This is a genomic window from Bacteroides sp., assembly GCF_030151085.1.
Lineage (GTDB): Bacteria > Bacteroidota > Bacteroidia > Bacteroidales > Bacteroidaceae > Bacteroides.
In genome coordinates, this window is the sequence record NZ_JASLER010000031.1 from 14,987 (window position 1) to 41,888 (window position 26,902).

Genomic DNA, 26,902 nt, shown 5'->3' on the forward strand with positions numbered 1-26,902 from the left:
CAGATATGTACATGAAAAAATATGTTCTCCTGCTGTGGATAGTGGGAATTCTTTTAGGAATAGCTCCGCTTCAAGCACAGACTTCTCCGTTTATACCTTCTGCGTCGGATACACGTTGCCGGCAATGGGTAGATTCTGTTTTCTCCAAGTTAAGCCTTCAGGATAAGGTGGGGCAGTTGATTGTGGCTACCATTCCGGCGAAAGCAGATGGAAAGAATAAAAAGCAGATTCGTGAGTTGGTGAAAAAATATAAAGTGGGTGGTTTGCTGTTTTCAGAAGGAACGGCAGAAGAACAGGCTATTCTGACAAATCTAGCACAAAAGAGCGCTAAAACTCCCCTCATGATTACTTTCGATGGTGAATGGGGACTTGCCATGCGCTTGAAAGATGCCCCGAATTATCCTCGCAATGCAGCTTTAGGATGTATTCAGGACAATACTTTGATTGAAGAATATGGACGGGAAGTGGCACGCCAATTTCGTGAACTGGGGGTACATGTTAATTTTGCACCGGATGCGGACGTAAATACGAATCCATTGAATCCGGTTATTCATGTACGCTCTTTTGGTGAAGATCCTAAGAAGGTGGCGGAAAAAGTAATAGCATACAGCAATGGATTGGAAAGCGGAGGCGTTTTATCCGTTTGCAAACATTTCCCCGGACACGGAGATACGGATTCAGACTCACATAAAGAGTTACCTTCATTGTATTACAATCGTGCCCGTTTGGATAGTATTGAACTATATCCTTTTAAAGAGATGGTACGTGCCGGACTTGGTGGGGTGATGGTAGGACATTTGCAGGTGCCGGTATTGGAACCGGATGGCGTTACGGCTTCTTCTCTTTCAAAAAAGGTGGTAACCGATTTGCTGAAAGAGGAACTTGGTTTTAAAGGACTGATATTTACCGATGCTTTGGATATGAAAGGTGTGTCGGAAGTACCTCAAGTTACGACTAAAGCTTTCTTGGCGGGAAATGATATGTTATTGGTACAGTTCAACACAAAGAATGCCGTGGCAGAATTGATCAATGCTATACATTCCGGCGCAATAAGTAAAGATGAACTGGATGCCAGATGCCGCAGAGTGTTGACATATAAATATATGTTGGGGTTAAGAACTCCTCAGCCTAAACTACAAGTAAGCGGTATGAGCTTCCGTATTAATACGGATGAAGCACAGGATTTAGCTGCAAAATTGCGTCGCTCGGCAGTCACGGTGTTGAATAATTATTTTGGCATTCTTCCTTTGGCTCCTGTAGATGGCGGTATTGCATTGCTTAGTGTAGGCGAGAAAGACCAGGATGCTGCCTTTGTGGAGGCAGTGAAAAAGCAAGCGGATGTCAGTTGTTTCTATCTGCCTTGGAATGCCGATGACGCTACGCGGGAAGATGTGAAACGTAAACTCGCTACTTACCGTCGTGTAATTATCAGCATTACCGGTTCCAATTATGTAAGTGATAGAGACGTTGCATTCTTGGCTAATCTTGATTTGCAAGCTCCCTTGGTTTATACCTTCTTTACTTCCTATCGGACTTTACAACCATTGACGCCGGCATTGGCAAAGTCGAGTGCAGTTGTGTTAGCCCATTCTAATGAGGTTGACTTGCAACAATATGTGGCCGACGTTCTTTTTGCGAAAGCACCCGCTCATGGAAAGATTTCCATGAGCATAGGTAAACTCTTTCCTGCCGGAACCGGTTGCACGATAGAACCGGGCATGAAGTCGGGAGCGGCTATACCGGAAGATTATGGCATGAAATCATATATCTTGCAAAGTGTGGATGCTGTAGCTCAAAAAGGATTGGCTGCCGGTGCATATCCGGGCTGCCGTATATTGGTTCTGAAAGATGGGCAGACGGTATATGACAAAGGTTTTGGAACCCATTCTGCAAAAGATACTACGGCGGTACGTTCCACCGATATGTTTGATTTATCTTCATTGACTACGACTACTGCGACTTTGCTGGCTGTCATGAAACTGTATGATGAAGGAAAGTTGAAGCTGGATGACAAGGCTTCCAAATATCTTCCTTTATTGCGTGCAGGCAATAAGAAGAATATTTCTATTCGTGATTTGCTACTTCATGAATCGGGTTTGCAACCTTATATGCGTGTTTATCTGGATATTATTGATCCGAACTCCGTACAAGGACCCTATTCGCAAAGCTGGGTGGATAAGTGGCACCATACGCAAGTAAGCGAGCATAGTTATTTCTGCTCCGACTTCAAATTCAAGAAAGGGCTGACTTCCGAAAAACAATCTTCGGTATATACCCTGCAAATGGCTGACGGCTTATGGCTGAACAAGAGTTTCAAGAATACGCTTCTCCAATCCATCGCTAAATCGGAGCTTGATAGCAAGCGTTATGTCTATAGCGACCTCGGCTTTGTACTTTTGCAACAGATCGTGGAATCCATTGTGAAGCTTCCGATGGACTTGTATCTTGCCAAGGAATTTTATGCACCGATGGGGCTGCAAAGAACGATGTTTTTGCCTTTACGTAAGTTTACGAAAGCTGAGATTATGCCGACGGCAGAGAATGACTATCTGCGCCGCCAGGACCTCTGTGGATATGTGCACGACGAGACTGCTTCCTGTATGGGCGGTCTTTCCGGTAATGCCGGATTGTTCTCTACTGCTGAAGAGGTGGCCAGGATTTATCAAATGTTGCTGAACGGTGGTATATGGAATGGCAAACGTTATCTCAGCGAAGCCACTTGCCGTTTGTTTACAACGGAGAAGTCTGTTATCAGTCGTCGTGGTTTAGGCTTTGATAAACCGGATGTATCAATTATACTCCGTAGTCCTTGTTCGGCTTCCGCTCCAGAAAGTGTATATGGGCATAGCGGATTTACCGGAACTTGTGCTTGGGTAGATCCGACAAGTAAAACAGTATATGTATTCTTGAGTAACGCCCTGAATCCGAATGTCTGGAATACAAAGCTGGGAGACATGAAGATACGGACGGATATACAAGAACTGATTTTTAAGAGTCTGAAATAGTCTGGTTATTTTAAATGGATGAAATGAAGAGAAAGATGAGACGATTGTTCCTGCTTGTGTTGATTTTTGTAGTTTGTAGTGGTCATCTGGCTTTAGATGCAAAGCATGCTCTTGTTCCGCCTGCTCCTGCTCCGGCAGTTGAGCCGTCGTTGGTGAGCGGATTGCAAGATGATATCCGGTGCCGGCAATGGGTGGATTCTGTTATGCAGCGATTGTCAATGAAAGAACGTATCGGGCAACTCTTTATCTATACCATTGCTCCTCAAATAACTAAAGCTAATAAGGAATTGCTGCGTAAGGTTGTACAAGACTATAAAGTAGGTGGGCTGCTCTTTTCCGGTGGTTTGATGCAGAATCAGGCTACATTGACCAATGATGCCCAACGAATGGCAGAAGTACCTTTGATGATCACTTTTGATGGCGAATGGGGGCTGTCCATGCGGTTGCGTGGAACACCGGTCTTTCCTCGTAACATGGTACTTGGCTGTATTCAGAATGATAGTTTAATTTATGAATATGGACGGGAAGTGGCTCGTCAATGTCGTGAGTTAGGAGTACAGGTAAACTTTGCACCGGTTGCCGATGTGAATATCAATCCTCAGAATCCAGTTATCAATACCCGTTCGTTTGGTGAGAGTCCTGTGAATGTGGCAAATAAAGTGATAGCCTATGCCAAGGGCTTGGAAGATGGAGGAGTACTTTCGGTCAGCAAACACTTCCCCGGACATGGTGATACGGATGTGGATTCGCATAAAGCATTGCCTACTTTACCTTTCTCTCGCGAACGTTTGGATAGTGTGGAGCTATATCCTTTCAGGAAAGCGATTCATGCAGGACTGGGAGGTATTATGGTAGGGCATCTCGAGGTTCCGGTTTTTGAAGAACATGGCGGATTACCTTCTTCTCTATCCCGAAATGTAGTTTATGACCTGCTGACGCGTGAGCTGAAATTCGAAGGACTTATTTTTACCGATGCACTTGCCATGAAGGGAGTAGCAAATAATTCTTCGGTTTGCTTGCAGGCATTAAAGGCCGGAAATGATTTATTGCTTGTTCCCCGTCGTATAAAGGAAGAAGTCGAAGCCGTTATGGATGCCGTGAAACGTGGTGAGTTGAGCGAAGAAGATATTAATGAGAAGTGCCGGAAGGTATTAACTTATAAATATGCACTTGGCTTGAAAAAGAAGCCTACTATACGCCTTTCCGGTTTGGGTACCCGCATTAATACGCCTGAAACCCGTAATTTGATACGGCGTTTGAATTTGGCTGCCATTACCGTATTAGGAAATGAATCCAAAGTGCTCCCTTTAGATCCCGCTATTAAAGAGGTGGCAGTACTGAATGTGGGCGACTCAAAAGAAATTCAACCCTTTTTGAAAGAACTGTCTCAGTATACTCGTCCTGTGGAGTTTAATTTAGGTGCAAATCTGCCTGAATCACAATGTGAACAGTTGCGGGATACTTTGGCACATTACAAACGTATCTTAGTATGTGTTACCGAACAGCGACTTGCTTCGTATCAAGCTTTTTTTGCAAAGTTTGCTCCGGACGTACCCGTGGTATATTTGTGCTTTATTGCCGGAAAACATACGTTGCAAATACATAGAGGCATTTCGGCTGCCGGGGCTATGATCTTGGCACATTCTTCCGATGATGATGTGCAGAAACAAGTTGCTGATATGTTATATGGTGAAGCTGAGGTAGACGGACGCCTTTCTGCCAGCATCGGCGGTTTGTTTGCTACAGGTACCGGAATGACCTTGGGCACACAGACTATACCTCATTTTGTACCGGAAGAGCATGGAATGAACTCCCGTATACTGGCCAAAATTGATACGATAGCCGAAAATGGTATTCGTGAAGGTGCCTATCCCAGTTGTCAGGTCGTAGTATTGAAGGATGGCATGGAAATGTATAATAAATCATTTGGTGATGTAACTGCTAAATCCGTATATGACTTGGCTTCATTGACCAAAACAACCGCAACCTTACTGGCTGTAATGAAACTATATGATAAAGGACGTCTCAACCTTACCGACCGTGTATCGGATTATTTACCGTTCCTGCAAAATACGGACAAGAAGAATATAACGGTGCGTGAATTACTGATGCATGAGTCCGGATTACCTTCGACTCTATTGTTTTATCAGGATGCTATTGATAATAAGAGTTATGCGGGACCTTTATTTAAAGGAAAGTACGATAAAACTCATCCGGTGCGTATTGGTACTCAGACGTGGGCTAACCCGAATTTCCACTTCCGTAAAGGATTGACGTCCAAAAAACGTTCGGCAGAATATACATTGCAGGTAACAGATAGCTTATGGCTAAACAACTCATTCAAAAAAGAATATTTGCAAAAGATTGCAGATGCACCGCTGAAAGATAAGCGTTATCGATATAGTTGTGTGGGCTTTATCCTGCTACAGCAATTGGTCGAAGCACGTGCCGGAATGCCGATGGATGAGTTTCTTGCTAAAGAATATTACACTCCTATGGGATTGGAGCGTACGGGATATTTGCCGTTGCGTTTCTTGAAAAAAGAAGAAATAGTGCCTTCGTCTATCGATCTCTTTTTACGTAAGACAGTTCTGCAAGGTTTTGTTCACGATGAATCGGCTGCTTTTCAGGGAGGTGTTTCCGGTAATGCCGGTTTATTCTCTACTGCCGGGGAAGTAGCGCGTATCTATCAGATGCTATTGAATGGTGGTGAACTGGACGGAAAACGCTATCTGAGTAAAGAAACATGCAGACTATTTACTACAACCGTTTCCAAAATCAGTCGTCGTGGCTTGGGATTTGATAAACCGGATACCCGCAATCCACATAATAGTCCCTGTGCTGCATCTGCCCCTGCTTCTGTTTATGGGCATACCGGCTTCACCGGAACTTGTGCGTGGGTGGATCCGGAGAATGGCTTGGTTTATGTCTTCCTGAGCAACCGTATCTATCCGGATGTATGGAACAATAAACTTCTGCGTTTGGATATTCGTTCGAAGATTCAAGAGACGATGTATAAATCACTAATCACTAATCACTAAAAGGAGCCCTCTGCTCACGCAGAGAAGCTCCCTTCTTTCATGCTTTGAAACAATTAAATTCTATCTGTTAAGCTTTAGGATAGTCTTTTAGAATGCAATACCAACACGAAGGCCGAAATTGCTTAAGCCATCTGCACTGTATGTGAAGACACTGCCTTTATTTGTACCGTAGCTATAGTATGCTGCAAAATGCAAGCCCGGTCCATAAGCCCAAGGATACACATTGAAACCTAATTCAGGAGATACATAGAAGCCCCAAGTATTGTCATGTGCTTCAAATACGTTGAAAGTAGATTTCAACTGTGCATATTGTGCACCGACTTTAACACCGAAATACGGTTGGAATGAACTACCACGATTCCAAACGTAGCGTGAAGCTAAACCGAAAGGCAACTGGAATACAGTATGCTGCTGGTCAGTATTCAAACTACCACCCTCACCTACGGGGAGAGTCTGGCGTCCGAAATATTCATGATTGCTGTGGTATGCTAAGAAAGCTCCCAGTGCAAAGTTATCTGATAGGAAATATCCACCTTCGAAGTTCATACCCCAACCGCTTGATTTATCGGCGAAGTTATTGCTAAGGGGGAAATTGTATTGCCAGTCGATATTGGCATAACCATTATCGGTCATCTGTGCCTTTGCCGGTAGGGCAAAGACGAGAGCAAGAGCGACAACCGCTACTACTCTCAGTGAAAGGTATTTTATTGTTTTCATACTTTGTTCTTGTTTTTAGGTTTAGTGACAGTTTCTCAGTCCGGAAGAGAAATTGCCTTTAACTAATACTATATTACCGCTTTTACTTGCTAGTCAGATAAGTTGATTGGGTGAAAGACTGGTTGACACCTTGCACGGCAAGTTTGGTGTTAACAGCAGTCGAACCGCTCAATAATCCGCTCATGTAGCTGGTCCACAGAACAGGTAGTTTTTGACTTTGACCTTGTGGTGCTTCCAAATTTAGCAATTCGGTAATGAATGAACCTGTGCTGTAAGAGTAGTTCACAGCGTATGGATAGTACCATCCACCCCAGTTACCCCAGTAAGGAGCATCCCAGTAACCTGGATAATTCCACCACCATTCGGGACGACCGTAGTCGGTGAAATAATAAGTACTTCTAACGTAGCTTACTTGCAGACCGAGGTCAGCCTCTTCGCGATTTTCAGTGCGTACAAAGCCGCGGTTATTCATATTAGTCACGTATGCTTTCAGAATTTCCTGAGCGCTTTCGTCTTTCCAATATTCGGCGTCTTTGCTATCGCCAATCACGAGAATGCTATCCGGCAAGTAGTAAGTCTCGAAGGCTTTGAAATCCGCCTTCTTGTCATAGTTGGTATAAACCAGATAATTATTGTCCAGCTTATCCGTGTCAGGGTCTTTTTCGCAAGCTGCGAAGGCGAAGACCGCTAATAATAGGGGAATAAATTTCTTCATACTTCTATAATTGTTTAGGTTAAAATATAATTCCTGCCCTATGGTACCTTAGGCTTTTGTGAGAAAAAACAAGATAGGATATAAAAGGTTCACAAAGAAGTATGTTAAAAAACAGAAGTAAGAGGAAGGAGGGAAGTGATTAGTTATGAGTGATTAGTGATTTGTTTGAGTTTCCATGCGGTCTGACGGCATATTCGGCTACAAACAAATCACTAATGGCTCTTCATTGATATTTATTTATTTTTTTTGTTAATTCGAGCCGTCCAGCCACCGCCCGGTGACATTTGAACGTTTAATTTATTGCTTGAACTAACTGTTCGCATTTCTTTCTTATAATCCATTGCATCCCGGTTGGCATTGATGCCGTCGGAGAAGATTTCGGCAGTATAATCGCCCTCTCCGAGGAAAGAAAGGTCGATGGTACAATTGCGTGGAGTCCAGTTGGTCATGGAGGCGATGTGCCAGGTGTCACCTTTGCGGCGTGCCAATGTGATGTATTCACCGATCTCACCATTCAGGGCTATGGTTTCATCGAAAGTAGTGGGTACTTTAGCAATGAAATCAGTGCATTCCTGTTCTTTCATGTACTTGCTGGGGCTGTCTGCGAGCATTTGCAAAGGAGCTTCGAAGACGGTGTACATAGCCATCTGATGTACTCTTGTACCTTGACTCATGGGATGATCGTTGATTCCACGGAACGTTTCCCGGGTTGCGTTCATCATGGCTCCCGGAGTATAGTCCATCGGACCTGCAAGCATACGTAGGTAGGGGGCGGTAACATCATAACGCGGAAAATCGTGAAGAGGGACACCGTTTACAATAGGTTCCCATTTGGCGTTCTCCAATCCTTTCACACCTTCAAAATTCAGAATGTTGGGATAGGCACGTTGGATACCATACGGTTTCAGCCCATGTAAGTCGAGTAACAATTGGTGTTTGGCGGCACAGGCGGCAATCTGCTCTACGGAAGTGGCCAGAGGTTGGTCGTCGCGGTCAAAGAAGTCTATCTTAAAGCCTTTGATACCCATGGTTGCATAATGATTGAACACAGCTTCCGTGTCTTTTGCCGAGTTACGCCAGCTTGCCCAAAGGATGACCCCAACTCCTTTTTGCTTACCATAAGCTACTATTTCTTCCAGGTTGATGTCCGGATTCAATTCTTCCAACATTGATTCTTTACCACTCCAACCTTCGTCTATAATGATATATTCCAATCCGTTTGCAGCGGCAAAGTCGATATATGCTTTATAAGTCGGCGTGTTCATGCCTGCCTTGAAGTCTACTCCTGTTATGTTGCAGGTGTTCCACCAGTCCCAAGCTACCTTTCCCGGTTTTATCCAGGAAGTGTCTTTGATGCGGCAGGCAGGGGCGAGGCGCTGTGTCATGTCATTGTCGGCAAGTTGTGTATCGTTGGTAGTAACGAGGACAATGCGCCAAGGGAAGGAACGACGGGCGCTATTTATTTCGGATGTAGTTTGAAGTTCACCGCTTGCAAGAAGTTGGGTTTTACCTAAATCACCGTTGAGCTGGTTCGGTATGCGAGCTATATAGTCAGCGCGTTTGGTTGGAACCAAATTCAGACGATTGTGCCCCCCAATGACTTCTTCCAATGGATAGGGCGCAAAAGCTGCTTGTAAGCCTTGACGGGTTTGTGAATTGATAGTGAGGAACATTCCGGGATAATCTTCCACACCTGCTTCCATAATGACTGCCTTCTTGCCTTTTCCTAAATCTATCATAAGCGGAGTGATAGCGAGCGAGTCCGAATACATTTTTGATAAGGGTGCATCGTCATAGTATGACTCAAATGAGTAGCAATAACGTTCACCGTTACGGTTGTCGTTTACATAGGGAACCAATGTCCGATAATCGCTATCAAAGTTGAAATCCGCCTTTTCATTTTTTACAATGAATGGTTTACTTTGCTCAGAAACGAAGCGGTAAGCGGCACCATCATCGTAAGCACGGAACTGCACGTTATAGCCGCCACGGCATTTCAATGTAAGTTGATTATAGACATCTTTTACACTTGCTTTCTTATAAATAGGAGTGGGGAAGGAAGATTCAACGGACTTACGTTCAGCCTTTGTAACCTTTACATTTTCACCGAAAGTTATCTCTTTCTTTGTGTTTTTCACATCTACCCCGTACATAGCTATGGTAGAAGGTTGCAGAACTGTCGTGCCATCCTGTTGTATCTGCCAACTAAGTGTTGCTCCTGCATCTACAGTAATAATTAGTTTGCCATCCGGAGAGGCTAGTTGATACTGCTGTGCGCGGACTGAGCCCAAACACACAAATAATAAACAAATTGTTTGAATAATAATGTTTTTCATTGTATACTATTTAATCTTTTCTATTTCTTCAGTAGAGAATGTTGTATTCTTAATCGCTTTCAGATTATCTTCCAATTGTGCTACAGAACTGGCTCCGATAATGACTGACGTTACTAAATCATCTTTTAATAACCAAGCCAGTGCCATTTCGGCGAGCGTTTGTCTGCGTTGAACTGCTATCTCATTGAGAACCTTGATTCTCTTTAAAACGTCTTCGGTCAGAACTTCTTTCTTTAAAAACACTCCTTTAGCCATACGCGAGTCTTCGGGGATGCCATTCAGATAACGGTTGGTCAGCAATCCTTGGGCGAGGGGAGAGAAAGCGATAAATCCCGTTCCGTTTTCTTTTGCCTGTTGCAAGATACCTTCTTCTTCCGGTTCGCGGTTGAAGATGTTGTATCTGCCTTGGTAAAGAAGGCAATGCACATCTCTTTCTTCCAGATATTTATAAGCAAATTCTGCTGCTTCTTTGGGATACTTGGAAATACCTACATAGAGCGCCTTTCCTTGGCGCACAATGTCGACCAAAGTTTGAAGAGTCTCTTCAAGCGGAGTGTCAGGATCATAACGGTGGGAGTAGAAGATATCCACATAATCCAGGTTCATCCGTTTCAGACTTTGATTAAGACTGTTCATCAGGTATTTGCGAGAGCCCCATTCACCGTAAGGTCCGGGCCACATGTCGTGTCCTGCTTTGGTGGAGATGAATAACTCGTCACGGTAAGGCATAAAGGATTTCTTCATAATCTCACCGAAAGTTTCTTCGGCTGAACCGTAGGAAGGACCGTAATTGTTGGCAAGATCAAAATGCGTGATGCCTCTGTCGAATGCATAGTGCGCCATTGCCTGAGAATTGGCGAAGGTGTTTACGTCACCGAAGTTGTGCCATAAGCCTAAAGACACTTCGGGTAGCAGTATACCACTTTTTCCGCATCGGCGATACTTCATGCCACTATCATATCGATCGGGCACGGGAGAATAAATAGGATTTTTCATACGATACAAAAATACGCAAATTCTTTAGAAATGACTTCTTTTTATTTATCCAAAACTGATAGATAACAACCAATGCCATAGCTGGAAACAAATGATGCTACAATTGGATAAGATAGTACTACCGAATCTATGCCGAAGCCACTATCTTTGCAAAAGAGAATCTTATAAATGAAAAACGAAGAATGAAGAATTCTCGAAGAATGTATCTAAATATATTGCAATTCAATGAAAAACAAACTAATCGTTATGGCATTAGCAACCTGCTTATCATCTTGTGGCGGAAGCCAGAAAGAAGTGTATAAAGATCCTACAGCTCCCGTAGAAAGTAGGGTGGAAGACCTCCTCGGAAGAATGACTTTGGAAGAAAAAGTCGGTCAGATGAATCAATTTGTCGGTTTGGAACATATCAAGGCAAACAGTGCCGTGATGACTGCCGACCAGCTGAAGAATAATACGGCGAATGCCTTCTATCCCGGAGTTACGGAGAAAGATGTGGCAGCATGGACCGAACAAGGTCTGATCGGTTCTTTCCTGCATGTGCTTACTCTTAAAGAAGCAAACGAACTGCAATCTCTCGCAATGAAGAGTCGTCTGCAAATTCCTATCATCTTCGGTATTGACGCCATTCATGGCAATGCCAATGCACCGGACAATACGGTGTATCCTACTAATATCAATCTTGCTTGCTCTTTCGATACCTTGATGGCTTATAGAATAGCTCGCGAAACAGCCAAAGAAATGCGTGCTATGAACATGCATTGGACATTTAATCCGAATGTGGAAGTTGCCCGCGACGCCCGTTGGGGACGTGTAGGCGAAACATACGGTGAAGACCCCTATTTGGTAACATTGCTAGGTGTGCAATCCGTTAAAGGTTATCAAGGCAACTTGAATAGCGGTGAAGATGTGTTAGCGTGTATCAAGCACTTTGTAGGTGGTAGCGAACCAATCAACGGAACAAATGGTTCTCCAACAGATTTATCGGAACGAACTTTGCGTGAAGTTTTCTTCCCACCTTTTGAAGCTGGTGTGAAAGCGGGTGCCATGTCCTTGATGACTGCACACAACGAACTGAACGGAATCCCCTGCCATAGCAACGAATGGTTGATGACGGACATTCTTCGTGGAGAATGGAATTTCCCCGGTTTCGTAGTAAGCGACTGGATGGATATTGAACATATTCATGACCTGCACGCTACGGCGGAGAACTTGAAGGAAGCCTATTATCAATCCATCATGTCCGGTATGGATATGCACATGCACGGTATTCATTGGAACGAGATGGTAGTGGAGCTGGTGAAAGAAGGCCGTATTCCGGAATCACGTATTGATGAATCCGTACGTCGCATTTTGGATATTAAGTTCCGTCTTGGCTTGTTTGAGAAACCATACGCTGATGAGGCTGAAACCATGAAGATACGTCTTTGTGACGAACATCGTGCAACGGCTCTCGAAGCTGCACGCAATGGTATTGTTCTGCTTAAGAATACAGGTGTACTGCCGTTGGATGCTTCTAAATATAAAAAGGTAATGGTAACCGGTATCAATGCCGACGACCAGAATATCCTCGGTGACTGGAGCGCTCCCGAAAAAGAAGAGAACGTAACCACTATACTCGAAGGCTTGAAGATGGTGGCTCCCGATACTCAATTTGATTTTGTAGACCAAGGTTGGGACCCGCGTAATATGGACCCCAAGCAGGTAGCTGAAGCTGCCGCTCGTGCCAAGAATGCGGATTTGAATATTGTGGTAGCCGGTGAATATATGATGCGTTTCCGTTGGGACGATCGTACTGACGGTGAAGATACAGACCGTAGCGACCTTGACCTTGTAGGTTTGCAACAAGAATTGATTGAGAAAGTAGCTGCCAGTGGCAAACCGACTATTCTGGTGCTTGTTAATGGTCGTCCGTTAAGTGTACGTTGGGCTGCCGAGAATTTACCGGCAATTGTAGAAGCATGGGCACCGGGCATGCAAGGTGGGCAAGCAGTAGCGGAGATATTATATGGTAAAGTAAATCCGTCAGCAAAACTTGCTATTACCATTCCTCATAGTGTAGGTCAGCTCCAGATGATTTATAACCACAAACCTTCACAATACTTCCATCCGTATGTAGCGGGCAAGCCTAGTACACCGCTTTATCCGTTCGGATATGGTCTGTCTTATACGACTTATAAGTATGAAGACTTGAAGCTGGCTCAGAAAGAAATTAATAAAGATGGAACGGTAGACGTCAGTGTAAAGGTGACGAATACAGGCGAACGTGACGGTGTGGAGATTGTACAGCTTTATATCCGTGATAAGTTCAGTTGCGTTACCCGACCGGTAAAGGAGTTGAAAGACTTTGCACGCGTAGCTTTAAAAGCAGGTGAAAGCAAGGTTGTAAACTTTAAGATTACACCTGACAAGCTGGCCTTCTACGATATTAAGATGAAGAAGATTGTGGAACCGGGTGAATTCATCGTCATGGTAGGTGCCTCCTCGGATGACAAGGATTTGCTGAAAGAAACTTTTGCAGTAAAATGAAAAGATTAATCCTAATCTGTGCAGCACTTTTAGTAGTGCTGCTTCCTTCTCAAGGACAATCTGTTCGGGAACGTATCTTGTTTGATGAAGACTGGCAGTTTGCCTTTGGCAATGCTTCTTCACCTGAAAAAGACTTTGGTTGTGGGACGGAATACTTCAATTATCTGACTAAAGCCGCCTCTATCCATAATGCCGGACCTTACTCCATGAAGTTTGATGCTTCTGATTGGAAAAAAGTGAATCTGCCCCACGATTGGGTAGTGGATTTACCTTTCGAAGGCAAGGCAAGTCATAGTCATGGTTATAAGACCGTAGGCTATCAGTATCCTGAAACCAGCGTAGGATGGTATCGAAAGACTTTCACCGTTCCCAGTGAAGATTTAGGCAAACACTTGTCTCTTCAGTTCGACGGAATCTTTCGCGATGCCCGTATTTGGGTGAATGGCTTCTACTTGGGGCATGAGCCTAGCGGTTATGCTACACAAGTCTATGACATCTCCGAATATCTGAACTATGGTGGCGAGAACCTGATAACCGTACGTGCGGACGCTACTCTTGAAGAAGGCTGGTTCTACGAAGGAGCCGGTATTTACCGTCACGTTTGGCTGAACAAGACTGCGCCGTTGCATGTGGCGCCGTTCGGCGTCTTTGTCTCTTCTCGTTTGGAAGAACCTTTTGAGAAGGTGTTGCTGGTAACCGAAGTCGAGATGAAAAACTCAGGGAATGAACCTGTTTCCAGTGAAGTCTGGTGCCGTTTGATGGATGCCTCCGGACAAGTGCAAATGGAGGATAAGGCAGAGCCTGTAGACCTGCTCCCTCAGGAATCGCGTACCGTAAAGGTCTATACCAAGGTGCTCAATCCGCATCTTTGGAGTCCGGAAGCCCCTTACCTTTATAAAATGGAGACTAGTGTTTGGCAGAACGGTAAGCAGGTGGATGTTGTGGCAACTCCGATTGGAATTCGTCACATCCGTTTTGATGCCGACAAAGGCTTCATCCTGAATGGGCAACCTTTGAAACTGAAAGGTGTCAATATGCATCAAGATCATCCCGGAGTAGGTGCAGGTATCCCTGATGCCTTACAAGTATATCGCCTGAAGCAGTTGAAATCATTCGGTTGCAATGCCTACCGTTCCTCACATAATCCCATGACTCCCGAAATGCTGGACGCTTGCGATAGTCTTGGCATTCTTGTCATCGAAGAGAATCGTCTCACAGGAGTTAATCGTGAACACATCGACTTGCTGAATCGCATGATAAAGCGTGATCGCAATCATCCTTCCATTATTCTTTGGAGCGTTGGCAACGAAGAATGGGGGATAGAATGGAAAGAAAGTGGTACTCGTATTGCCGCTACCATGCGCGAATATTGCCACCGTAATGACCCTACCCGCCTGATGACAGTCGCTTCGAGCAGCGGACCAGCTATTTTGATTCCGGCAGATGTGGCAGGTTATAATTACATTGTTCAAAATCCCGTAGAGCAACATCGCAAAGATTATCCGCAACGCTGTGCCCTGGGTTCGGAAGAAACTACCGGTTGTGGAACTCGTGGCGTTTATTTTGATGCTATTAACCAAGGCCACATGGTAGCCCATAACCGTAAACCGAATGGTGCGGATAGCTTGCTGAACTGTATAGAACGTGGATGGAAATTCTACGACGAACGTCCTTACCTTGCCGGGATTTTCTATTGGACAGGTTTCGATTATCGTGGTGAACCCAATCCGATGAAGTTCCCCGCTACAGGTTCACAGTTCGGTATTCTGGATTATTGTGGTTTTCCTAAAGATGAGGCTTACTACCTGAAGTCTTGGTGGACGAACGAACCTGTTCTTCACATCCTTCCTCATTGGAACCTGCAAGGGCACGAAAGAGATAGCATCAGTCTTTGGGTATATAGTAATTGTGATGAAGTGGAACTCACCGTCAATGGCAAGAACTTGGGACGTAAACCGATGTCTCGTAACGGGCATCTCGCCTGGGAAACCGTTTATCAACCCGGCGTAGTGAAAGCTGTTGGCTATAAGAATGGAAAGCGCACTCTTACACAGATCGTAGAAACCACTGGTGCCCCTGCCCGTATTTCCCTTACCGGAGATCGTTCAAGCATTCTGGCGGATAATCGTGATGTAGCTGTTGTGCGTGTAGAACTGCAAGATAAGAAGAAACGTTTTGTGCCTACCGCTTGCAATGATTTAACGCTAACCGTTTCTGGCCCTGTTCGTATTCTTGGTGTAGGCAATGGTGATCCGGCTTATCAAGCTACGGAACGTCCTACGGATGCCAATGCTCGTACTTATCAGGTGAAAGCTTTCAATGGTCTAGCCCAAGTCTTGTTGCAAAGCAATGGACAAGTGGGTGAAGCAACTCTAACAATAGAGGCTGACAACCTGCCTGCTACTACCTATTATCTGAAGGTTGGTAAGTAAGCATGCACAAGATGGCATCCTATGCTGCACAAGATACCATCTTGTGTAACATGAGATGCCATCTTGTGCATATTATCAAGAAGTGCTTCTGCCGGTGGGAAGAAGTGATCTATTCTTTAGGGAATAACTTCTTTTCTGTTGAAGAATGATATAAATGACAATCGTTACCCTTAAAAGAAACAAATGGTGCCGTATCGGGATTAAAAAGAATGACTATATTTGCAATATGATACTATCTTAACCCAATACCATGGAGAACAACAAATACATAATGAGGGAGATTACCCCTTTATCCGATCGTGATTGTTTCTATATTGCCGATCGGCACAAGACTGAGTTTACTTATCCTATTCACTGCCATTCAGAATATGAGTTGAACTTTACTGAACATTCTTCCGGAGTACGGCGTGTAGTGGGTGATTCTTCTGAAATAATCGGTAATTATGATCTGGTATTGATAACGGGTAAGGAACTGGAACACGTATGGGAACAACATGAATGTACGTCTAAAGATATCCGGGAGATCACTATCCAATTTTCGCCTGACTTATTCTTAGGAAGTTTAGTCAACAAAAACCAATTCGATAGCATTCGCCAAATGCTGGAACGTGCTCAGTGTGGGCTTTGTTTTCCGATGCAAGCTATTATGAAAGTATATAATTGGCTGGATAAGCTTGCTTCTGAGAAGGAGGGTTTCTATGCGGTGATGAATTTCATGCGTATTCTCTATGAGCTTTCTTTGTACGATGACGTTCGTGTGTTGTCTACTTCGTCTTTTGCGAAGATAGAAACTTTCTCAGATAGTCGCCGTGTGCAGAAAGTGCAAAAATATATTGCAGAGCATTATCAGGAAGATATCCGTCTGACAGCTTTAGCGGATATGGTGGGTATGACGCCTGTGTCTTTCAGCAGATTCTTCCGCTTACGAACGGGGAAGACGCTTTCTGATTACATTATTGATATCCGTTTGGGATTTGCCACTCGTCTCTTGGTAGATTCTACTCGTACCATTGCCGAAATATGCTACGATTGTGGATTTAATAATCTATCTAATTTCAACCGGATGTTCAAGCGCAAGAAGGAATGTTCTCCTAAAGAATTCCGTGAGAATTATAGAAAGAAGAAGATTGTGATATGATAATATAGTATCGGTTTTCTTCGCACAAGCCTCTTACATTTGCAAATGATAAATAATCTGTTTTTGTACTATGAAAAATGTAACCCTTCTATTGGTTGTTTTGCTGTATGTACTCACTGCATCAGCACAGGTACGTGGTAATGAAATCCGCGTAGTAGTATCTCCCGATCATGCCGATTGGGTATATGGCCTGAATGAAAAATCTACGTTTACTATTCAGGTGTGGAAGGCGCAGAATCTGCTGCCGGGTGTAACTATTGATTATGAGTTAGGGCCGGAAATGTATCCTGTTGATATAAAGAAAGGAATCGTCTTAAAAGATGGTAGCCTGAAGGTGCAAGGTGTGATGAAGACACCCGGCTTTTTGCGTTGTAAAGTTAAAGCACAGGTAGATGGACGTACTTACGAAGGTTTGGCAACTACTGCTTATGCTCCCGAACAATTACAACCGGTTACAGAACTTCCTACTGATTTTCGTGAGTATTGGGCTAAAACATTGGAGAATGCACGAACTACTCCGCTAAATCCTATAATGACGTTGCTTCCCGAATGTTGTACAGATAAGGATAATGTATATCAAGTTAGCTTCCAGACAAAAGGTTGGGGCGGTCGTTTCTATGGCATTCTTAGTGTACCAAAGGCTGAAGGCAAATATCCGGCATTGCTTCGGGTGCCCGGTGCGGGTGTTCGCCCTTATTCGGGAGATACTTATACGGCTCCGGGAAAGGTGATTACGCTGGAAGTCGGCATTCATGGTATTCCTGTTACTATGCAACAATCTGTTTACGATGCTCTGGCGAGCGGAGCGTTGGGCAATTATTGGACCTTCTGCCGTGATAATAAGGATGCGTTCTATTATAATCGTGTTATTGTAGGTGCGTTGCGTGCGGTAGACTTTATCTGTTCGTTGCCTCAATATAATGGTAAAGCATTAGGTGTTACAGGCTCCAGCCAAGGAGGGGCGCTTTCTGTAATAACGGCGGCTCTCGATCCGCGCGTCACTTTTTTTGCAGCTGTTCATCCGGCTTTGTGCGATCATGAAGCATATTTCAAGAAACGTGCTTGTGGTTGGCCTCATTATTTCTATTATTATGGTGCTCCCAATGAGAAAGAACTTGAAACAGTTCGCTACTATGATACGGCGAACTTTGCTCGTTGTCTGACTGTACCCGGTTGGTTCAGTTGGGGGTATAACGATGAAGTTTGTCCGCCTACATCCATGTATGCGACATATAATGCAATTAGTGCTCCGAAAGAATTGTATCCTTATCTGGAAACAGGGCACTATTGGTATCAGGAGCAATGGGATGAATGGCTAGAATGGTTGAAGAAACAATTGGGCATTAATGAATAATGTGTTGAATTATAAAATAGATAAGAATAATCATGAAAAAACTAGGTATTACAGTCTTGACATTATTTTGTTTTGGTTATATGCAGGGGCAGGATGCTAATCTGTCCTCATCGAATAAAAGCAATGAGGTACAAAAGCATCAAGGCCCCTCAGGGTATGCTGGTATTACACCTGAAATGTCTGAATTCTATGAACCTGTTCCGCCTGTAGTTACTCCGGGTGTCATTTTGATGGATGGTGGCTTTACCGCACCTTCTGATGCTATTGTACTATTCGATGGCAAAGATCTCTCCGCTTGGGAAAACATGAAAGGCGAAACGGCAAAATGGAACGTACACAATGGTGTCTTTACCGTTAATAAGGAAGAAGGTGATATTCGGACCAAGCAGAAGTTTAATGACTTTCAGTTACATATTGAATGGCAGGTGCCAACTAATATAACAGGTGCAGGACAAGCGCGTGGTAACAGTGGTATTTTCCTGCAAGGCATGTATGAGTTGCAAATATTGGATAGCTATAATAATTCTACCTATACCAATGGTATGGCGGGAAGTATCTATAAACAAAGTCGCCCTTTGGCGAATGTTATGCGCAAACCAGGTGAGTGGAACGTTTATGACATCATTTATACCGCTCCAACTTTCAAAAAAGATGGCAGCTATCGCACAAAACCTACTGTAACAGTCATTCAGAATGGCATTGTTCTGCAAAACAATACGGTAATCCTTGGTACAACAGAATGGATTGGCTTTCCGCAAGAAAGAGCGCATGGAGATGGCCCGATTATTCTGCAAAGTCATGGAGATCCTAGTGAACCAATCAGCTTTCGCAATATTTGGATACGTGAGCTATAGTAAATTAAGGAATAAGCACGTCCTTCATTATCTCTTGATAAGATAGTATCATTTGTTTCGCAAATAGCTCCGTATCTTTGCATTATCGCTTAAAATAAATAGTATGAAGAAACAACTTTTCTTTTTGATAATTCTCTTGTCTTTCATTTTAGGAGCATGTACTCCGAAGCTGATAGAACACTCGTTTATTGAGGTCAATGCCGATGGTCAATTCATTCGCGACGGAAAACCTTATTATTATGTAGGTACCAATTTTTGGTACGGTGCCATCCTTGGTTCGGAAGGCGAAGGCGGTAATCGTGAACGGTTGCACAAGGAATTGGATTTCTTGAAAAGTATTGGCGTCAGCAATCTGCGTGTATTAGTGGGCGCAGATGGCAAAAACGGGGTAAAAAGCCGGGTAGAGCCTTCTTTGCAAACGGCTGCCGGTGTTTATAATGATACTATTTTAGCAGGATTAGATTATTTCATGAACGAATTGCACAAACGCGATATGACAGCTGTGCTCTACTTGAATAATTCATGGGAATGGAGCGGTGGCTATTCTGTCTATTTGCAGTGGTCGGGACATGGCGATGCAAAGGTACCTGCCATAGATGGATGGCCTGCCTATATGGAATATGTACAGCAGTATCAACAATCGGACAGCGCGAAGGCATTGTTTGCCAATCATGTCAAGAATATTGTTACAAGAACAAATAGGTATAATCAGATAAAGTATGTGGAAGATCCCACTATTATGTCTTGGCAAGTAGGCAATGAACCCCGCGCTTTCTCCAATGAAAATAAAGAACCTTTTGCTCGGTGGATGGCAGATGTAGCTGCCCTTATCAAGTCGCTAGATTCCAATCATCTGGTGTCTTCCGGCAGTGAAGGTATGGCAGGATGCGAAGGAGATATCGCCCTCTATGAAAAGATACATGCCGACCCTAATTACGATTATCTGAATATCCATATCTGGCCCTATAACTGGGGATGGGTGAAAGCTGATAGCTTGACGGAACTTCTGCCGCAAGCCAAAGAAAAAACAAAGAAGTATATTGACGACCACATGGTGATAGCCAAGAAATATCATAAACCGATTGTGTTGGAAGAATTCGGTTTCCCACGCGATGGTTTTCAGTTTGCTAAAGAAACATCGACCACCGCACGTGATGCATACTATAGTTATGTGTTCGACTTAATCCGTCAGGGCCGTGAGCAGGGTGGCCTATTTGCCGGATGCAACTTCTGGGCATGGGGTGGCTTTGCCAAGCAGACTCCCGGACACGTGTTCTGGGAAAAAGGAGATGATTACACCGGAGACCCAGCACAGGAACAACAAGGCTTGAATTCAGTCTTTGCTACTGACTCTACTATAGAAATCATTAAAGCAGAAAATGAAAAACTAAAATAATAGGAGGTATATTATGAGAACCACAAAAATGATCGGCTTGCTTATTTTGTTTTGTATTACGTTATGTTGTGAAGCATCAACAATCTCTGCGAAGAAAAATGGAAATTTGTCAGTAAAGGGTACTACCTTGGTGAACGAACAGGGAGAGACGGTAGTATTGAAAGGTATTAGTTATGGCTGGCATAATTGGTGGCCTCGTTTCTATAATGCCTCTACTGTAGATTACTTTGCTAACTCATGGGGCGCTTCTGTGGTGCGTGCTGCCATAGGAGTGGACCCTGATGATGGTTACATTCAGAATCCCGAGAAAGCTTTGGCTTGTGTACAGTCTGTAGCCGACGCTGCCATTGCTAATGATATTTATGTAATTATCGACTGGCATAGCCATCATATCCGTTTGGAAGAGGCAAAACAATTCTTTACTCAAATGGCAACTCGTTATAAAAATGTGCCCAATGTGATTTATGAGATTTTCAATGAGCCCGTAGATGATAGCTGGGATGCTGTAAAAGACTATTCGATAGAAATCATCAAAACGATACGAGCTATAGAACCGAATGCCATTATCCTAGTGGGTACTCCTCATTGGGATCAAGATATACATTTGGCTGCCGATTCTCCTATTACCGGCTATAATAATATAATGTATACTCTGCATTTCTATGCCAATACTCACAAACAATTTTTGCGTGACCGGGGTGATTATGCTCTAAGCAAGGGATTACCTTTGTTTGTTTCAGAATGTGCCGGTATGGAAGCTTCTGGAGATGGAGCTGTGAATAACGAAGAATGGAATGCCTGGTTGGATTGGATGCAACAAAATTCTATTAGTTGGGTAGCTTGGTCTATATCAGACAAAAATGAAACCTGTTCTATGATTAAACCATCCGGTTCTTCCGAAGGTAATTGGAAGGCTGAGGATTTAAAAGAATGGGGACAAATAGTACAGGAAGAATTGATGAAAAAATAAGCCTTCCTCTGTCTTATATTTAAATAATTATTGAATATAGCTAAATTTTAATGAGCTTTTGCTTAAGTTTTAAGCAAGTATCATTATATGATAAAATAGTGTCTATATAAGCTATTTTATTATCCTATTTTTGTGTATTCCAAGGGAATTTAGATTGTAAGAATACTATAAATGTTTAACCATTAAATGAAATGAAAAATGCCTATGAGAAAGAAAAAACCTATTCTCAAAGTACTATCCTCCTTTTTTAATAAGGTCTATTTGCTTCCGAAAGATAGTTTAACCTTATGAGTAAAACGGTAGTTGCCACTTGGTAATGCCAATCCATTAATCTAAGAAAAATACAAGTATGAATTTGAATTTCAGAAAAACAGCGCTGCTTGTGGGCGTATGTTCGGCTTTTAGCTTGGGATATACTCCGCAACTTTTGGCTGCATCGGTCGATGCAATTGAATCTGTGCAGCAGACAAGAAAAATCACAGGTACTGTAAATGATGCTTTAGGCCCTATTATTGGTGCTAATGTGCTAGAAAAGGGTACAACTAATGGTATAATTACCGATGTAAATGGTAATTTTACGCTAAACGTAAAGCCTGGTGCTACTATTATTGTTTCTTTTATAGGTTATGTAAGCCAGGAAATGAAAATTACTAACCAAACTAAACTGGATATAACATTGAAGGAAGATGCCGAGATGTTGGATGAAGTGGTGGTAGTGGGTTACGGTACGATGAAAAAGAGTGACCTTTCAGGTGCTTCGGTTTCCATGGGCGAAGATAAAATAAAAGGTTCTATTATTACCAATCTTGACCAATCATTGCAGGGACGTGCTGCAGGTGTAACGGCAGTTACAACTTCCGGTGCCCCGGGCTCTTCTTCTTCTATTCGTGTACGTGGGCAGGCTACTATCAATGCTAATGCCGAACCACTGTATGTTGTCGATGGTGTCATAGTGCAAGGACAAGGTAACAGTGGTGCCGATTTTGGTCTAGGCGATCGTTTAGGCAACGGTAAAGTTTCTACAATATCTCCGTTATCTACCATCAATCCTGCAGATATTGTCAGCATGGAAATTTTGAAGGATGCTTCCGCAACTGCTATCTATGGTGCTCAAGGTGCAAATGGTGTTGTATTGATCACGACTAAACGTGGTAAAGCGGGTGAGGCTAAATTCTCATACGATGGTATGGTGGCTGCCCAGAGGCAAACCAAACGTCTTGATTTGTTGAATTTACGTGATTTTGCGAATTATTATAATGACATAGTAAATCAAGGTTATGTAAAAGAAAACACAAATTACTCTGATCCTTCTATATTGGGTGCTGGTACGAATTGGCAAGATGCTGTTTTCCAAACGGCTCTTCAACATCAACATCAGATTTCGGCTCAAGGTGGTACGGAGAAAATTCAATACTATGTTTCAGGATCTTATATGGATCAGGATGGTACAATCATTGGATCGAACTTTGATCGTTACAGTTTCCGTGCCAATTTGGATGCACAGTTGAAGAAATGGTTGAAGTTAGGCTTGAGTGCTACTTATTCTTCAACGAATGAAAATTTGAAACTAGCTGATAGTTCTGAGGGTATTATTAATTATTCATTGACTACTCTTCCTGACATACCCATTTATAATGTAGATGGAAGTTATGCCACAGTAGTACGTGAAGGTTGGACAAATCCGAATCCTGTAGCTATGGCTATGTTGGATGAAATCTTGTTGAAGCGTCAAAAATTGACTGGTAATATATTCTTTGAAGTCACTCCGATTAAAAATTTGGTTTGGCATGCAGAGTTAGGTTATGACATCAGTGCTTCCAGAGGTGAGACTTGGCGTCCTACTGTTGATCTTGGAGGTTGGAAGCGTACCTCTAATGATAGTCGTATTCAAAAAAATAGTTCTTTGTTTTGGCAGTTGAAGAATTATGTAACTTATTCAGGTAGCATTGGACAGCATTCATTTACAGGTATGATTGGTCAGGAGTGTTGGGAAAATAGCTACGATTACAATAGTGTGTATAACACGGCACTACCTTCAAATGTAGTGCATAATCCTGCATTAGGTACCGGTACTCCGCAGATTAATGCTGGTTTTGGTAGTGGATCTATGGCCTCTTTCTTCACTCGTTTAAACTATAATTATGGCGACCGTTATTTGGCTACTTATACTTATCGTTATGATGGCTCTTCCAATTTCGGTCCTGATAATCGTTGGGCAGGCTTCCACTCCGCAGCTGTATCCTGGCGTTTCTCTAATGAAAAATTCTTTGAGTCATTGCGAAGTGTTATCAGCAATGGTAAATTGCGTATCGGTTGGGGACAAACAGGTAACTCTAATATCGGTGGCTATGCGTGGGGTTCTGCTATCACTCGTATGCCTTCAGGTTTGGGCATAGGTTATCGTCCTGCTAATATTGCCAATACATCTATCAAGTGGGAATCTCAAGAACAGTGGAATGTTGGTATAGACTTGGGCTTTATTCAGGATCGTATCAATTTGACTTTAGATTGGTATAAGAAGACTTCAAATGATATGTTGATGCCGCTTCAATTGCCTTCTTACATGGGAACACAGGGTAATGGTTCGTCAGCCTTGGCTGCTCCGAAGGGTAACTATGGAAGTATTGAAAATACCGGTATTGAAGTGACTTTGAATACACATCCTATTGTGGGCAGATTTGAATGGGATAGTGACTTACAGATATCTTTCAATAAGAATAAGCTGAAAGCACTTTCCGGGACTACAAGTGCAGCTATCATTGGTTACGGTCAGTGGAGTGATGTAGTGAGTCTTTCAGAAGTTGGATCCTCTCTTTATAATTTCTATGGTTATGTGACTGACGGTGTATATCAAAATCTTGAGGATATTCAAAACTCACCGAAGACCGCTGCTTATCCATTCCTTAAAGATAGTGACGGTAAAATTATGCGTGATGCGGATGGTAATGTATTGCAAGCTGATGCCAGCAAATTCAATCGTGGTAATACGGTTTGGGTAGGTGACTTGAAGTATAAAGACCTCAATGGTGACGGCATTATTGACGAAAATGACCGCACAAATATTGGTTCGCCAATGCCGAAATTTACATTTGGTTGGACTAATACGTTCCGTTATAAAAACTTTGATTTAAGTGTCTTTATTAATGGATCGGTTGGCAATAAAGTAATGAACTATATGAGTATCAATCTTACGCACATGAATTCAGCTTGGACTAATCAACTGGCAAAAGTGAATGACCATGCTGTGATTACACCGATAAATGCAGATATTGCTGCCGCTGCTGGAACAGGGTGGTATTATGATATTGCCAATTCTCAAGTGGCTAATCCTAACGCTGCTTTACCACGTGTGACATTGAATGATCCGAATGATAATGATCGTATCAGTGATCGTTATATTGAAGATGGATCGTATGTACGTTTAAAAAATATAACTTTGGGCTATACTTTACCGAAAAAGATAATTAATAAGTGGGGCTTGGAGAATTTACGTGTCTATGCCAATATTCAAAATTTGTTGACCATTACAGGTTACGATGGTTATGATCCTGAAATTGGCGCTAGTACAGCGGATTCACAAGGTTATACTTATGGCTTGGATAATGGTCGCTATCCTTCTCCGACAGTATATTCTTTCGGCTTGAATATTTCATTCTAAACTATAAACTGTAGAAATATGAAAATAAGTAATATAAAATATTGGGCAGCAGCTTCCATTCTGTGTATGGGGTTGATTTCTTGCGAAGACTTTCTTGATCGTCCTACTGAAGATAACTATAATGTAGGTACGTTTTATCAAAATGACGAACAGTGTGTTCAAGGAGTGAACTACATGTATAACTCTCCATGGTATGACTTTCAACGTGGTTTCCTAAAAATAGGTGAGGTATTCTCCGGAAATATGTATTGGGGATCCAGCCCCTATTTGAACTTCTCTGTGAATGGTACAGATCAGGATTTGATAAACATGGCTTATTCTCTTTGGGCTGTGAATGGTCATGCCAATACTGTTTATACCAATTTGAAGTCTGCTAAAGCTTCTGATGCAGTGAGGAATCAGTGTATGGGCGAATGCTTGGCATGGAAAGCTATGGCTTACTTTTTCCTAGTTCGTACTTTTGGTGAAGTTCCTATTATTCATGACAACAATGCGGAATTGACTGCCGGTACTTATAACGAAAAGTATAAAGTGAAGCGTGAGAATGTATATGAGTATATTTTGTTGACATTGGAGAAAGCACTAGAATTGCTTCCTATGCATAGTGATCCAGGACGTATTGATTATTATGCAGCAGAAGCATTAATGGCTAAGGTATATTTAACTCGTTCGGGTTTGAATCAGAATGGAACTCGTAATCAAGCTGATTTGGATAAAGCAGCCGAATTAGCTAAAGATGTGATTGATCATTCCGGTCGTCATTTAATGGAGGTCTATTCAGATATTTTCCGGTTGGAGAACAATAAGAGTGAAGAGTCTTTAATGGCATGGCATTGGACAGTTTCAAGTCAGTGGACTTCTCAGAATACCCTTCAAAGCGATATTGCTATGGTCGGTTTTGATGAGTTTGGTGATTGCTGGGGTGGCTATGTTGGTCCATCTGTAGATTTACAAACAGCTTTTGGCGTAGATGCATTGGTTAGTCCGGAGAATCGTTCGGACGTGGATGTTCGTCGTAAGGCAACAATGATGATGGTTGGTGATAAATATGAATATTTTTGGAAAGACAAGGGTGGCTTCGATTATTTGAAGTTTATTTACGATAAAGATAACTACGGTGCAGGTGGCCCTGGTGGAACATACCAGTCTAATTCAGGCGCTAATTGCGTGAAGCATTTATATGGCAATGCCAACGATCATATTACGGGATTGGGAGTGTCGGCCGACCGTATGGCCAGTGGCGTGAGTACGCATATCCTTCGTTTGTCAGATGTCTATCTGATTTATGCGGAAGCTGTTTTAGGTAATGCGTCTTCTACCACCGATGTAGGTGCATTGGCTGCATTTAATGCTGTTCGTAGCCGTGGGAAGTTGGCTGCATCGCCATTGACTACTCTTACTTTTGATGATATTTGGAAAGAACGCCGGTTGGAGCTTGCCTTAGAAGGAGACCGTTGGTATGATTATGTACGCCTATCTTATTATAATCCGGAACGTGCAATTAGCGAATTGAAAGCACAACGGCGTAATGAATACTATGGATTGGATGCTCTCTATAAACCTTATTATGAATCCGGACAATGGTCATATGATCCGAAGGAAGTACGTTACAACTCTGATACGGAAGCTCCTAATGTTACGATTGATAGCTTTACATTGCCATTCCCTACAGAAGATGTGGTCTTTAATCCGCATTTGCTTGAACCGGCAATAAACGTAGATGTTCGTAGCGAATTTAGTTACTAATCTTAATACGAAAAAACA

General features: G+C 42.8%; 15 protein-coding genes. 11 read left to right on the plus strand and 4 right to left on the minus strand.

What is annotated here, in order from left to right; translation table 11 throughout:
- Nucleotides 1-11 precede the first annotated feature (11 nt).
- A complete protein-coding gene (locus Q1W14_RS05385; RefSeq protein ID WP_300699763.1) occupies nucleotides 12-3,005 on the plus strand; it encodes a glycoside hydrolase family 3 N-terminal domain-containing protein in 2,994 nt (997 codons plus the stop codon).
- 35 nt (nucleotides 3,006-3,040) lie between these two features.
- On the plus strand, nucleotides 3,041-6,046 hold the full coding sequence (locus Q1W14_RS05390) for a glycoside hydrolase family 3 N-terminal domain-containing protein (RefSeq protein ID WP_300699764.1): 3,006 nt from the start codon (nucleotides 3,041-3,043) through the stop codon (nucleotides 6,044-6,046).
- An 87-nt stretch (nucleotides 6,047-6,133) separates the two neighbouring features.
- On the opposite strand, the gene Q1W14_RS05395 is transcribed toward Q1W14_RS05390, so the two are convergent.
- From Q1W14_RS05395 to Q1W14_RS05410, 4 genes are all read right to left on the minus strand, one after another.
- Nucleotides 6,134-6,763: an outer membrane beta-barrel protein gene (locus tag Q1W14_RS05395; RefSeq protein ID WP_300699765.1), complete on the minus strand. Its 630-nt coding sequence runs from the start codon at nucleotides 6,761-6,763 to the stop codon at nucleotides 6,134-6,136.
- Nucleotides 6,764-6,845: 82 nt separating this feature from the next.
- Nucleotides 6,846-7,478 carry a DUF4136 domain-containing protein gene (locus tag Q1W14_RS05400; protein ID WP_300699766.1) on the minus strand — a complete coding sequence of 211 codons (633 nt, stop codon included), beginning with the start codon at nucleotides 7,476-7,478 and terminating at the stop codon, nucleotides 6,846-6,848.
- Between the two features lie 233 nt (nucleotides 7,479-7,711).
- A complete protein-coding gene (locus Q1W14_RS05405) occupies nucleotides 7,712-9,814 on the minus strand; it encodes a glycoside hydrolase family 97 protein (protein ID WP_300699767.1) in 2,103 nt (700 codons plus the stop codon).
- Nucleotides 9,815-9,820: 6 nt separating this feature from the next.
- The gene (locus Q1W14_RS05410) at nucleotides 9,821-10,810 is read right to left on the minus strand and encodes an aldo/keto reductase (protein WP_300699768.1); all 990 of its coding nucleotides are present in this window, start codon (nucleotides 10,808-10,810) and stop codon (nucleotides 9,821-9,823) included.
- Between the two features lie 225 nt (nucleotides 10,811-11,035).
- Between Q1W14_RS05410 and Q1W14_RS05415 the strand changes: the two genes are divergently transcribed.
- The 9 genes from Q1W14_RS05415 (at nucleotide 11,036) to Q1W14_RS05455 (ending at nucleotide 26,884) form a co-directional block, all read left to right on the plus strand.
- A complete protein-coding gene (locus Q1W14_RS05415; protein ID WP_300699769.1) occupies nucleotides 11,036-13,336 on the plus strand; it encodes a glycoside hydrolase family 3 N-terminal domain-containing protein in 2,301 nt (766 codons plus the stop codon).
- Entirely contained in the window at nucleotides 13,333-15,768 is a 2,436-nt protein-coding gene (galA, locus tag Q1W14_RS05420) for a beta-galactosidase GalA (protein ID WP_300699770.1), read from the plus strand. Before Q1W14_RS05415 ends, galA begins: the two co-directional genes overlap by 4 nt.
- A gap of 250 nt (nucleotides 15,769-16,018) precedes the next feature.
- Nucleotides 16,019-16,906, plus strand: a complete 888-nt coding sequence (locus Q1W14_RS05425) for an AraC family transcriptional regulator (RefSeq protein ID WP_300699771.1) — start codon at nucleotides 16,019-16,021, stop codon at nucleotides 16,904-16,906.
- 70 nt (nucleotides 16,907-16,976) lie between these two features.
- Nucleotides 16,977-18,260 carry an acetylxylan esterase gene (locus tag Q1W14_RS05430; RefSeq protein ID WP_300699772.1) on the plus strand — a complete coding sequence of 428 codons (1,284 nt, stop codon included), beginning with the start codon at nucleotides 16,977-16,979 and terminating at the stop codon, nucleotides 18,258-18,260.
- Between the two features lie 32 nt (nucleotides 18,261-18,292).
- Nucleotides 18,293-19,114, plus strand: a complete 822-nt coding sequence (locus Q1W14_RS05435; RefSeq protein ID WP_300699773.1) for a DUF1080 domain-containing protein — start codon at nucleotides 18,293-18,295, stop codon at nucleotides 19,112-19,114.
- A gap of 103 nt (nucleotides 19,115-19,217) precedes the next feature.
- Nucleotides 19,218-20,510 (plus strand): beta-mannosidase, encoded by a 1,293-nt coding sequence (locus Q1W14_RS05440; protein ID WP_300699774.1) that lies wholly within the window; start codon nucleotides 19,218-19,220, stop codon nucleotides 20,508-20,510.
- Nucleotides 20,511-20,523: 13 nt separating this feature from the next.
- A complete protein-coding gene (locus tag Q1W14_RS05445) occupies nucleotides 20,524-21,480 on the plus strand; it encodes a glycoside hydrolase family 5 protein (protein ID WP_300699775.1) in 957 nt (318 codons plus the stop codon).
- Between the two features lie 349 nt (nucleotides 21,481-21,829).
- Nucleotides 21,830-25,138 (plus strand): TonB-dependent receptor, encoded by a 3,309-nt coding sequence (locus Q1W14_RS05450; protein WP_300699776.1) that lies wholly within the window; start codon nucleotides 21,830-21,832, stop codon nucleotides 25,136-25,138.
- Between the two features lie 18 nt (nucleotides 25,139-25,156).
- Nucleotides 25,157-26,884: a RagB/SusD family nutrient uptake outer membrane protein gene (locus tag Q1W14_RS05455; protein ID WP_300699777.1), complete on the plus strand. Its 1,728-nt coding sequence runs from the start codon at nucleotides 25,157-25,159 to the stop codon at nucleotides 26,882-26,884.
- Nucleotides 26,885-26,902 lie beyond the last annotated feature (18 nt).

Excerpts from the sequence above, each read along its gene's own strand:
- Q1W14_RS05430 (WP_300699772.1), top strand. The coding sequence starts at position 16,977 with ATGAAAAATGTAACCCTTCTATTGGTTGTTTTGCTGTATGTACTCACT.
- Q1W14_RS05435 (WP_300699773.1), top strand. The coding sequence starts at position 18,293 with ATGAAAAAACTAGGTATTACAGTCTTGACATTATTTTGTTTTGGTTAT.
- Q1W14_RS05390 (WP_300699764.1), top strand. The coding sequence starts at position 3,041 with ATGAGACGATTGTTCCTGCTTGTGTTGATTTTTGTAGTTTGTAGTGGT.
- Q1W14_RS05455 (WP_300699777.1), top strand. The coding sequence starts at position 25,157 with ATGAAAATAAGTAATATAAAATATTGGGCAGCAGCTTCCATTCTGTGT.
- Q1W14_RS05395 (WP_300699765.1), bottom strand. The coding sequence starts at position 6,763 with ATGAAAACAATAAAATACCTTTCACTGAGAGTAGTAGCGGTTGTCGCT.
- Q1W14_RS05385 (WP_300699763.1), top strand. The coding sequence starts at position 12 with ATGAAAAAATATGTTCTCCTGCTGTGGATAGTGGGAATTCTTTTAGGA.
- Q1W14_RS05415 (WP_300699769.1), top strand. The coding sequence starts at position 11,036 with ATGAAAAACAAACTAATCGTTATGGCATTAGCAACCTGCTTATCATCT.
- Q1W14_RS05405 (WP_300699767.1), bottom strand. The coding sequence starts at position 9,814 with ATGAAAAACATTATTATTCAAACAATTTGTTTATTATTTGTGTGTTTG.
- Q1W14_RS05410 (WP_300699768.1), bottom strand. The coding sequence starts at position 10,810 with ATGAAAAATCCTATTTATTCTCCCGTGCCCGATCGATATGATAGTGGC.
- Q1W14_RS05450 (WP_300699776.1), top strand. The coding sequence starts at position 21,830 with ATGAATTTGAATTTCAGAAAAACAGCGCTGCTTGTGGGCGTATGTTCG.
- Q1W14_RS05445 (WP_300699775.1), top strand. The coding sequence starts at position 20,524 with ATGAGAACCACAAAAATGATCGGCTTGCTTATTTTGTTTTGTATTACG.
- Q1W14_RS05425 (WP_300699771.1), top strand. The coding sequence starts at position 16,019 with ATGGAGAACAACAAATACATAATGAGGGAGATTACCCCTTTATCCGAT.
- Q1W14_RS05440 (WP_300699774.1), top strand. The coding sequence starts at position 19,218 with ATGAAGAAACAACTTTTCTTTTTGATAATTCTCTTGTCTTTCATTTTA.
- Q1W14_RS05400 (WP_300699766.1), bottom strand. The coding sequence starts at position 7,478 with ATGAAGAAATTTATTCCCCTATTATTAGCGGTCTTCGCCTTCGCAGCT.
- galA (WP_300699770.1), top strand. The coding sequence starts at position 13,333 with ATGAAAAGATTAATCCTAATCTGTGCAGCACTTTTAGTAGTGCTGCTT.